This is a genomic window from Brevundimonas sp. (genome assembly GCF_046299535.1).
Lineage (GTDB): Bacteria > Pseudomonadota > Alphaproteobacteria > Caulobacterales > Caulobacteraceae > Brevundimonas.
On sequence record NZ_JBKBIB010000003.1, the window covers coordinates 97,500 to 107,606 of the forward strand.

A 10,107-nucleotide genomic window follows, 5' to 3' on the forward strand; every position below is an offset into this window, starting at 1 on the left:
GCATGGTCACGGAATCCGTCATCGTAGGCGACGGCCCCGCCGCCTGGATCATGGCTCTGGCCCTCGCCCGTCATGCGCCCACACGGGTCACGGTCATCGCCCACCGCTCGCCGGACGATGTGGATCCCTTCGGCCCCGCCATGGTCGCGCCGCCTGCTATCCGCCGCCAGCACGCCATGCTCGGCCTCGCCGCCGCAGAAGTCATGGCCTGCGCCGCGCCGGTTCTGGGCTTCAGCTTCGATGGCCCAGACAAGGAGAGCGGCTTCGCACCGTTCGGTCAGATTGGCGCAGACATTGGCCCTGTGGCGTTTCACCAGCAACTGGCCCGGCTGGGGCACCTGGACGCCCTGGCCGAGTATTCGCTGGCGGCCCAGGCGGCGCGGCTGGGTCGCTTCGCGCCCCCCTCCCCCGACCCGGCGTCATTCCTGTCCACACTGGACTACGGCCTCAGCCTCGAAGCGGAGCCCTATGCCGCCCTGCTCCGCAGCCAGGCGCAAGCCCTGGGTGTGGCGGTGCGATCCGGCGCGGTCACCGGGACGCAGCGTGGCGCCGACGGCCGCGTGGAGGCGGTGGCCCTGCAGGACGGCGCGTCTGTGAGCGGCGACTTCTTCATCGACGCAAGCGGAGCGCAGGGCCTTCTGACGGACGCGCCCTTCCTGCCCTGGGCCTCGCTGTTTCCGCTCGACCGGGTCCGGGTGGAGATCGAGAACGCCCGGACGGTTCCCCTCGTGCATCTTGATTTCCGGAACGGCGAAGCGACGCTCAGCCGCACCGCGCCTCTGCCCGGGCGGCAGGTGCGCATCAGGCTGACAAAGGACGGGGGAGGTACGCTTTTCGTCCCCGGACGGCGCCAATCCTTCTGGGACCGTAATGTGATCGCCGTGGGCGCGGCCGCCCACGTGTCGCCGCCGCTGGGCGCCGGCGCCCTCCAACTGATCCACCGCGCGGCCGGCCATCTGATCGCCCTGTGGCCCGCCAGCGCCGGGGGTGTGGAGGAGGCCCGAGAGTTCAACCGCCTGATGATCGCCGAGGTGGAGGCTGACCGCGATCTCGGCCTTGTGCTGATACGCCCCTCCGGCGTCACCCTTCCCGACGCCGCCGCGCATCGCGTGGCGCTTTTCGAAAGCCGGGGTCGCGTCAGCCGCCGTGAGCACGAAGGCTTCACAGCCGGGTTCACCGCCGCCGCGCTGCTGGCCTCGGGCCTGAGGCCGCGACGGCACGACCCTCTGACTGACGCGCTGGATCTCGCCATGCTCGCCGCTCGCGCCGACCGCATTCGCCATATGGCCGCCTCGACCGCCGCCGTCCTGCCGTCCTGCCGTCCTGTGAACGTTCAGGCGCATGATCCAGACTGATCTGATCCGTAACATCGTCATCGTCGGCGGGGGCACAGCGGGGTGGATGGCCGCCGCCGCCCTGTCGCGGCTGACCGCCAATGGCGTCACGCGCATCACTCTGGTGGAGTCCGACGCCATCGGAACCGTCGGCGTGGGCGAGGCCACCATTCCGCCGATCCGCACCTTCAACGCGATGCTGGGGATCGACGAACGCGAATTCCTCAAGGCCACCGGTGGATCGTACAAGCTGGCCATCGAGTTCGTGGACTGGACCCGGCCGGGCCACAGGTATCTGCACCCCTTCGGCCCCTTCGGCGCTGATGCGGAAGGGGTCAAGTTTCATCAGATCTGGCTGAAGATGCAGCGCGAGGGCCGCGCTTCAGCATTCGGCGACTACAACCTTTGCGACGTGGCCGCCCGCCTCAATCGCTTCGGCGCCGTGCCGCCCCAGATGCGCTCTCCGCTCACCAACGTGGTCTGGGCCTATCACTTCGACGCCTCCCGCTACGCCCGCTTCCTGCGCGCCTATGCCGAACAGAGGGGCGTCGTCCGCACGGAAGGCAAGATCCAGTCCGTCGAGCAGCGTCCAGACGACGGCTTCATCGACGCCGTCGTGCTGGAGGACGGCCGGCGCATTGAGGGCGAGCTGTTCATCGACTGCACGGGCTTCCGCGGCCTTCTGATCGAGCAGACCCTCAAGGCCGGGTTCGAGGACTGGAATCACTGGCTGCCGTGTGATCGGGCCGTGGCGGTGCAGTGTCTGAACGAGAACGCCATCTCGCCCTTCACCCGGTCCACGGCGCGCGAGGGGGGCTGGCAGTGGCGCATCCCCCTGCAGCACAGGGTTGGAACCGGCTATGTCTATTCCAGCGCCCATATCTCCGATGAGGCCGCCGCCGAAACCCTGATGGCCAACCTCGACGGGAGGGCCATGACCGAGCCCCGGCTACTGCATTTCCGCGCGGGAAGACGGAAAAAGGCCTGGGTCAAGAACTGCGTCGCCCTGGGTCTGGCGTCGGGCTTTCTCGAGCCGCTGGAGTCCACGTCGATCCACCTGATTCAGGCAGGCATCACCAAGCTGCTGGCCCTGTTCCCGCACCAGGGCTTCGACCCGGTGGCGATCGAGGAATACAACCGCCTGACGAATGTGCAGATCGAGCAGATCCGCGACTTCATTATCCTGCACTACCACGCCAATGAACGCACCGGTGAGGACCTCTGGGACCATGCGCGGACCATGGAGATTCCCGACAGCCTGCGGCGGAAGCTGGAACTGTTCAGGAGCGCCGGCGCCTTCTTCCGCCATGAAGACGAACTGTTCGCAGAGTCCAGCTGGCTGGCTGTGCTGATCGGCCAGAACGTCATGCCCGAACGCTACGATCCCCTGGTCGATTCGCTGCCGGAGGCCGGCGTCGCCAGGGCCCTGGAGGAAATGCGCCGCGCGGTACGTGTTGCGGCTGACGCCATGCCCGACCACGCCGAATTCCTGGCCCGGCACTGCGCGGCCCCGACCCCGAACCCGCCTGAGGCTGCATGACCCAGACCGACCATCGTATCCGGAAGATCGTCATCGTCGGCGGCGGCACGGCAGGCTGGATGACCGCCGCCGCCATGGCCAGGCTTCTGGGCCGCGATTACGCCGACATCACCCTGGTGGAGTCCGACGAGATCGGCATCGTGGGTGTAGGCGAGGCCACCATCCCCCAGATCGGCATCTACAACCGCATGCTGGGCCTCAACGAAGACGAGTTCATTCGCCAGACCCGGGGATCGTTCAAGCTGGGCATCCAGTTCGTGGACTGGGGCCGAAAGGGCCACACCTATTTCCACCCCTTCGGCCCGTTCGGCGTGGACATGGAGGGGGTGTCCTTCCACGCCTACTGGCAGCGGCTTCACCTTGCGGGCGATCCGCACCGGCTGGAGGACTACTCGCTCCAGGCTGTTGCGGCGGCGGACAACAAGTTCATGCGCGCCATCGACGCGGGCCGGTCACCCCTGTCGAGCATTGACTACGCCTTTCATTTCGACGCCGGCCTCTACGCCCGCTTCCTGCGCGGCTTCGCCGAGGAACAGGGGGTGATCCGCCGCGAGGGCAAGGTGGTCCATGTGGAACAGCGCGGCGAGGACGGCTTCATAGAGGCGGTGCAGCTGGAAAGCGGCGAACGCATCGAGGGCGAGCTGTTCATCGACTGTTCCGGCTTCCGGGGCCTGTTGATCGAGCAGACACTCAAGGCAGGATATGAGGACTGGACCCACTGGCTGCCCTGCGACCGGGCGGTCGCCGTGCCCTGCGAAAGCGGGCCCGATTTCACCCCCTACACCCGCTCCACCGCCCGGGACGCAGGCTGGCAATGGCGCATCCCGCTGCAGCACCGCATCGGCAACGGCTATGTCTATTCCAGCAACCACATCACAGACGATGAAGCCGCCGGGACCCTACTTTCAAATCTCGACGGCAAGCCTCTGGCCGACCCGCGCTTCCTGCGCTTCGTCACCGGACGCCGGAAACAGGCCTGGGTGGGCAATGTGGTGGCCATCGGCCTGTCCTCAGGTTTCATCGAGCCGCTGGAGTCCACCAGCATTCACCTGATCCAGAGCGGCGTCGCCAAGCTGATGCAGATGTTCCCGGACAAGCGCTTCGAGGCCGCCGACCGCGAACGCTACAACCGCATGACCCAACTCGAAATGGAGCAGGTCCGCGACTTCATCATCCTGCACTACCACCTGACCGAACGGGACGACACGCCGTTCTGGGACCGCTGCCGCACCATGGACGTGCCCGACAGCCTCAAGGAAAAATACCGCCTGTTCGAGGGCTACGGCCGGATCTTCCGCGAGAACGACGAGCTGTTCAACGACACCAGCTGGATGGCCGTCATGGTCGGCCAGGGCCTCAAGGCGCGAGGTTACGACCCCGTCGCCGACGTCCTCAGCCTGGACGAGACCCGCGCCCGCCTCGAGGAAATCCGCCGCGTCATGCGCACCTCCGCCGACTACATGCCCCTGCAGACCGAGTTCATCCGCAACAACTGCGCGGCGGGGTGAAGTTCGGCGCGATGACTGGACAGGGGCTCCGTGAGCTTACATGATAGCGCTAACAATGACGCCGCCCGGCGGCGCGGGAGGACATCATGAAACATGCCATAATCGCCCTCGCGGGCAGCCTCGCCGTTGGTGCGCCCGCCTTCGCGCAGGACGCCCCCACCGCACGCTTCGACTGGTTCGCCTATGAGGGCGCCGACCCGGAACACGCGGTGGTCCAGCCCGGCCCCGGCCAGTTCCGCAATCCGATCCTGTCCGGCTTCTATCCCGACCCGTCCAACACCCGGGCGGGCGAGGACTATTATCTGGTCACCTCCACCTTCGCCTACTTCCCCGGCCTGCCCGTGTTCCACAGCCGCGATCTGGTCAACTGGACCCAGATCGGCAACGCCATCGACCGGCCGGACCAGGTGGATTTCGGGACTCTCGGCCTGTCGCGCGGCCTGTTCGCCCCGACCATCGAGCACCACGAGGGGACGTTCTACATCCTGAACACCTGCGTGGACTGCGGCGACAATTTCGTCATCACCGCCACCGATCCGGCGGGGCCGTGGTCCGACCCGGCATGGCTGCCGGATCTGGCGGGCGGCATCGACCCGGCCCTGTTCATCGACGAGGACGGCTCGGCCTGGATCCTCAACAACGGCCCGCCGGACCGCGAGCCGGAATACGACGGCCACCGCGCCATCTGGATCCAGCGCTTCGATCTGGAGACCCTGTCCACCCATGGCCCGCGCACCCTGCTGGTGGACGGCGGCGTGGACTTCTCCACCCAGCCCATCTGGATCGAGGGGCCCCACATCTACAAGATCGACGGCCGCTATGTGCTGACCGCGGCCGAGGGCGGCACCGCCGAGGCCCACTCCCAGGTCGCCCTGGTGGCCGACCGGCCCGACGGACCCTACACGCCCGACCCGGACAATCCCTTCCTGACCCAGCGCGACCTGCCGCGCGACCGGGACTTCCCCATCACCTCGGCGGGCCACGCCGACCTGGTCCAGACCCCTGACGGCGACTGGTGGGCCACCTTCCTGGCCGTGCGCCCCTATGGCGACGACTTCTACAACACCGGTCGCGAAACCTTCCTGATGCCCGTGACGTGGGAGAACGGCTGGCCCCGCATCACCGCGCCGGGCGAGGTCATCCCCCACGTGCTGGACCGCCCCGATCTGCCGCAACAGCCCGCGCCCGACCTGCCCACCACCGGCCCGTTCAGCGTCAACGAGTCCTTCGACGGCGACACCCTGCCCATCCACTGGCTCACGGTTCGCAATCCGCGCTCGGACTGGTTCCGTGTCTCGGACGGCGCCCTGCACCTGAGCGCCCGGCCGCAAGGGCTGGGCGACATGGCCAATCCGTCCTTCGCCGCCCGCCGTCAGCAGCACATGACCGCGGCCGCTTCCACCGAGGTGCGTTTCACTCCCGCCCATGACGGCGACCGCGCGGGCCTCGCCGCCTTCCAGAGCGATGACTTCTGGTGGTTCATCGGCGTCGGCCGCCATGAAGGTCAGGACGTGGTGCTGGTTGAGCGCCGGGCCGGGCCGGACGATCCGGCGCGCGGCGTCATCGTCGCTTCCGCCCCCCTGCCCCTGGCCCCCGGCGAACCCCTGCGTCTGCGCGCCAGTGTGGATGTGGGCGAGATCGACCTGGCCTTCGCCGCGCCGGACGGCGACTGGACGCCGCTGGTCACCGACGGCGACGCCAGCATCCTCAGCACCCGCACCGCCGGCGGCTTCGTCGGGTCGGTGTTCGGGGCCTACGCCTATTCGCCCGCCGGCCCCGCCGATTGATGCAGCCAATCCCGCCGGCGCGCGCTATGCTCGCGCCGGTTCAAAGGGAGGCCCTCATGGTCCGTTTCATCGTCCAGTGGCTGGTCACGGCCCTGGGGCTGTGGTTGTCGTCGGTTCTGATCGCGGGCATCGAGTTCCGCAACACCACCGTGCTGATCCTGGCCGCCCTGGTGCTGGGCCTGATCAATGCGGTGATCCGGCCTATTCTGGTGATCATCACCTTCCCCATCACGGTCATCACCCTGGGCCTGTTCCTGCTTGTGGTGAACGCCGCCATGATCGGCCTGGCCTCGGCCTTCTTCGACGGCTTCACGGTCAGCGGCTTCTGGCCCGCCATCTGGGCCGCCGTGGTCACGGGCGTGGTCAGCTGGATCGCCGGCGCCTTCATCCGCGACTGAGCGTCCTTCCCGGACTGGCTTCACGCGGGCGCGCCTGCTAGACCGCGCCCATGCTGGTTCGCGCGCCCATTATCGTGATCTCGATTCGCCGCCCGGCGTAGCGTTTCAGGGCCTCGCCCCACGCACGCCGGGTTCGACAGATCACTCGCGCAACCACGATCAAAGCCTGAGACACCCATGGCCGACGCCCCCCAGACTCATGAAGACCGCGACTATCGCGACACCGTCTTCCTGCCCGACACCCCGTTCCCCATGCGCGGCGGTCTGCCGAAAAAGGAGCCGGAGATCCTGGCCGCCTGGGGCGACCTCTACGCCGACCTGCGCAAGCAGCGTCAGGCCGAGGGCGCACCCCTGTTCGTGCTGCACGACGGCCCGCCCTACGCCAACGGCGACATCCACATCGGCCATGCGCTGAACAAGACCCTCAAGGACTTCGTGGTCCGCTCGCAGTTTCTGCTGGGCAACGATGTAGACTACGTCCCCGGCTGGGACTGCCACGGCCTGCCCATCGAGTGGAAGATCGAGGAGCAGTTCCGGGCGAAAGGCCGCCGGAAGGACGAGGTGTCCAAGGCTGAGTTCCGTCAGGCCTGTCGCGACTACGCCGCCGGCTGGATCGACGTGCAGCGCGAGCAGTTCAAGCGCCTGGGCGTGATCGGAAACTGGGACGGCCGCTACGCCACCATGGACTTCGCCACCGAGGCGGCCATCGTGCGGGAATTCCACAAATTCAAGAACTCGGGCCAGCTCTATCGCGGCTCCAAGCCCGTCATGTGGTCGCCGGTGGAGCGCACGGCCCTGGCCGACGCCGAGATCGAGTACCACGAGCACAACAGCCCCACGATCTGGGTCAAATTCCCGGTCACCGGCGCCACGGACGATCATCCCGACGACCTGCTGGCCTTCCGCCACGCCACGCCCGCCATCGTCATCTGGACCACCACGCCGTGGACCATCCCGGCCAACCGCGCCATCAGCTACGGCCCCGAGATCGACTACGCCCTGTATGAAGTGGTCGCGATGGAGGAAGGGCTGGAGTTCGAGCCCTGGGCCAAACCCGGCGACCGCCTGATCCTCGCCGACAAGCTGGCCGAAGAGGTGTTCAAGGCGGCGAAGATCGCCACATGGACCCGCGTCGACGCGGTCAATCCCTCCGGTCTGGAGTGCGCCCACCCGCTGGCCGCCCTGCACCCCGGCTTCGGCTATTCGGTGCCGCTGTTGGCCGGCGACCATGTGACCGATGAGGCGGGCACCGGCTTCGTGCACACCGCCCCCGGCCACGGCGCGGACGACTATGAGGTCTGGCGCGCTCACGGCCATCACGAGATCCCCGACACCGTCGATCCCGACGGCGCCTACTTTGAGCACGTGCCCCTGTTCGGCGGCCTCAAGGTGCTGGAGACCGAGGGCAAGAAGACCGGCAAATTCGGCCCGGCCAACCCCGCGGTGATCGAAAAGCTGATCGAGGCCGGGACCTTGCTGGCCCGCGGACGGATGGAGCATTCCTATCCCCACAGCTGGCGCTCAAAGGCCCCGGTGATCTTCCGCAACACCCCCCAGTGGTTCGTCCGCCTCGACGGCGAGACCGGCCTGCGCGACAAGGCCCTGGCCGCCATCGACGCCACCACCTTCCACCCGGCGGGCGGGCGCAACCGCATCCGCTCCATGGTCGAGACGCGTCCCGACTGGCTGATCAGCCGCCAGCGCGCCTGGGGCACGCCCCTGGCCATGTTCGTGGACAAGCAGACCGGCCAGCCCCTGCACGACGACGCCGTGGACGCCCGCATCGTCGAGGCCGTCCAGGCCGAGGGCGCCGACGCCTGGTTCACCCGTCCCGACAGCGACTTTCTGGGCGCCGGCCACGACCAGGACCGCTACGAGAAGGTCGAGGACATCCTCGACGTCTGGTTCGACTCCGGCTGCACCCACGCCTTCACCATCGAGGACCGCGAAGATTCAAAATGGCCCGCCGACCTCTATCTGGAAGGCTCCGACCAGCACCGCGGCTGGTTCCAGTCGTCCCTGCTGGAGGCCTGCGGCACCCGCGGCCGCGCGCCCTATGAGGCGGTTCTCACCCACGGCTTCACCCTGGACGAGAACGGGGAGAAGATGTCCAAGTCCAAGGGCAACACCGTCAATCCCCTGACCGTCATCAACGAGTCCGGCGCCGACATCCTGCGCCTGTGGGTGTCGGTGGTGGACTACGCCGAGGACCAGCGGATCGGAAAGCAGATCCTGCAGACCACGGTGGACGCCTATCGCAAGCTGCGGAACACCGTCCGCTATCTGCTGGGCGCCCTTAACGGCTTCGACGAGGCCGAGCGCCTGACCGACCTGGACCAGTTCCCGCCGCTGGAGCGCTACATCCTGCACCGCCTGTGGGAACTGGACGGCCAGGTGCGCGCCGCCTACGCCCGCTACGACTTCCAGGACGTGGTGCGCCCGGTGCTGGAGTTCTGCTCCGGCGATCTGTCGGCGCTCTATTTCGACATCCGCAAGGACAGTCTGTACTGCGACCGCCCGGACAGCATCAAGCGCCGGGCCGTGCGCACCGTCATGGACGAGGTCTTCACCCGCCTCACGGCCTGGCTGGCCCCCCTGACCCCCTTCACCATGGAGGAGGCCTGGACCACCCGCTTCCCCGATGCGGGCTCCAACTGCGCCCGCGTCATCCCGGCGACGCCCGCGGAGTGGGAGAACACGGTCGAGGCGGCGCGCTGGGCCACGGTCGACACGGTGCTGGAAGAGGTCAACGACGCCTTGGAGGCCGCCCGCCGCGACAAGCTGATCGGCGGCGCTCTGGACGCGTGGCCCTCGGTCACGGCCCCCGCGGACGGCATCAGCGCCTTCGACGGTCTGGACCCGGCCGAGGTGTTCCGCACCTCCGGCGCCGAGCTGTCGGCCGGTGAAACGGCGGTCACGGTCAAGGTCGCCGACCATCCCAAATGCCGCCGCTGCTGGCGCCGCATGCCGGACTTCAGCGAATCCAGCGGCCTGTGCGGCCGGTGCGAGGATGCGGTCGCGGCCATCGACGCCGCAGCCTGAGTCCAGTCGGGCGGCCTGCGGGCCGCCCGATCAGGCCCGGGTCGCCCAGACCAGATACTCGCGATTGCCGTCGCCGCCCGTGATGGGGCTGTCCGTGGTCTCGCGCACGGTCCAGCCCTGTTCGCCCAGCCAGGCCACGGCGCGGTCCAGAGCGGCGGCCCGCGCCTCGGCGTCACGCACCACGCCCTTGCGGCCCACCTCGCCCCGGCTCTCCATCTCGAACTGCGGCTTGACCAGGGTGACCAGATCCGCCCCCGGCGCCGCCAGCGACAGGGGCGCCGGCAGCACCTTGGCCAGGCCGATGAAGCTGACGTCGCAGACGATCAGCTCGGGCGCCCGGTCGATGATGTCCGGCGTCAGGGTACGAGCGTCGGTCCTCTCCAGATTGACCACGCGCGGGTCGTCGGCCACCGCCGGGTGCATCTGGGCGTGGCCCACATCCACGGCGTAGACCTGCGCGGCGCCGCGCTCCAGACACACCTCGGTGAAGCCGCCGGT

The 10,107-nt window shown here is 68.2% G+C and carries 7 protein-coding genes; 6 read left to right on the plus strand and 1 reads right to left on the minus strand.

Annotation, left to right across the window (positions count from 1 at the left end):
• Positions 1 to 2 precede the first annotated feature (2 nt).
• The 6 genes from ACK4FB_RS03235 (at position 3) to ileS (ending at position 9,609) form a co-directional block, all read left to right on the plus strand.
• Entirely contained in the window at positions 3 to 1,355 is a 1,353-nt protein-coding gene (locus tag ACK4FB_RS03235; RefSeq protein WP_409747788.1) for a tryptophan 7-halogenase, read from the plus strand.
• Positions 1,342 to 2,874, plus strand: a complete 1,533-nt coding sequence (locus ACK4FB_RS03240) for a tryptophan halogenase family protein (RefSeq protein ID WP_409747790.1) — start codon at positions 1,342 to 1,344, stop codon at positions 2,872 to 2,874. Before ACK4FB_RS03235 ends, ACK4FB_RS03240 begins: the two co-directional genes overlap by 14 nt.
• A complete protein-coding gene (locus tag ACK4FB_RS03245) occupies positions 2,871 to 4,382 on the plus strand; it encodes a tryptophan halogenase family protein (RefSeq protein WP_409747792.1) in 1,512 nt (503 codons plus the stop codon). Before ACK4FB_RS03240 ends, ACK4FB_RS03245 begins: the two co-directional genes overlap by 4 nt.
• A gap of 86 nt (positions 4,383 to 4,468) precedes the next feature.
• The gene (locus ACK4FB_RS03250; protein ID WP_409747794.1) at positions 4,469 to 6,169 is read left to right on the plus strand and encodes a glycoside hydrolase family 43 protein; all 1,701 of its coding nucleotides are present in this window, start codon (positions 4,469 to 4,471) and stop codon (positions 6,167 to 6,169) included.
• 56 nt (positions 6,170 to 6,225) lie between these two features.
• Entirely contained in the window at positions 6,226 to 6,567 is a 342-nt protein-coding gene (locus ACK4FB_RS03255) for a phage holin family protein (RefSeq protein WP_409747797.1), read from the plus strand.
• Positions 6,568 to 6,744: 177 nt separating this feature from the next.
• Positions 6,745 to 9,609, plus strand: a complete 2,865-nt coding sequence (ileS, locus tag ACK4FB_RS03260; protein ID WP_409747799.1) for an isoleucine--tRNA ligase — start codon at positions 6,745 to 6,747, stop codon at positions 9,607 to 9,609.
• Positions 9,610 to 9,639: 30 nt separating this feature from the next.
• Here the strand turns inward: ileS and ACK4FB_RS03265 are convergent.
• Positions 9,640 to 10,107 (minus strand): TlyA family RNA methyltransferase (locus ACK4FB_RS03265; protein ID WP_409747801.1); only part of this gene is annotated, 468 nt, incomplete at its 5' end.

Coding starts and splice junctions, on each gene's coding strand:
- ACK4FB_RS03245 (WP_409747792.1), top strand. CDS start 2,871: ATGACCCAGACCGACCATCGTATCCGGAAGATCGTCATCGTCGGCGGC.
- ACK4FB_RS03240 (WP_409747790.1), top strand. CDS start 1,342: ATGATCCAGACTGATCTGATCCGTAACATCGTCATCGTCGGCGGGGGC.
- ACK4FB_RS03235 (WP_409747788.1), top strand. CDS start 3: ATGGTCACGGAATCCGTCATCGTAGGCGACGGCCCCGCCGCCTGGATC.
- ACK4FB_RS03250 (WP_409747794.1), top strand. CDS start 4,469: ATGAAACATGCCATAATCGCCCTCGCGGGCAGCCTCGCCGTTGGTGCG.
- ACK4FB_RS03255 (WP_409747797.1), top strand. CDS start 6,226: ATGGTCCGTTTCATCGTCCAGTGGCTGGTCACGGCCCTGGGGCTGTGG.
- ileS (WP_409747799.1), top strand. CDS start 6,745: ATGGCCGACGCCCCCCAGACTCATGAAGACCGCGACTATCGCGACACC.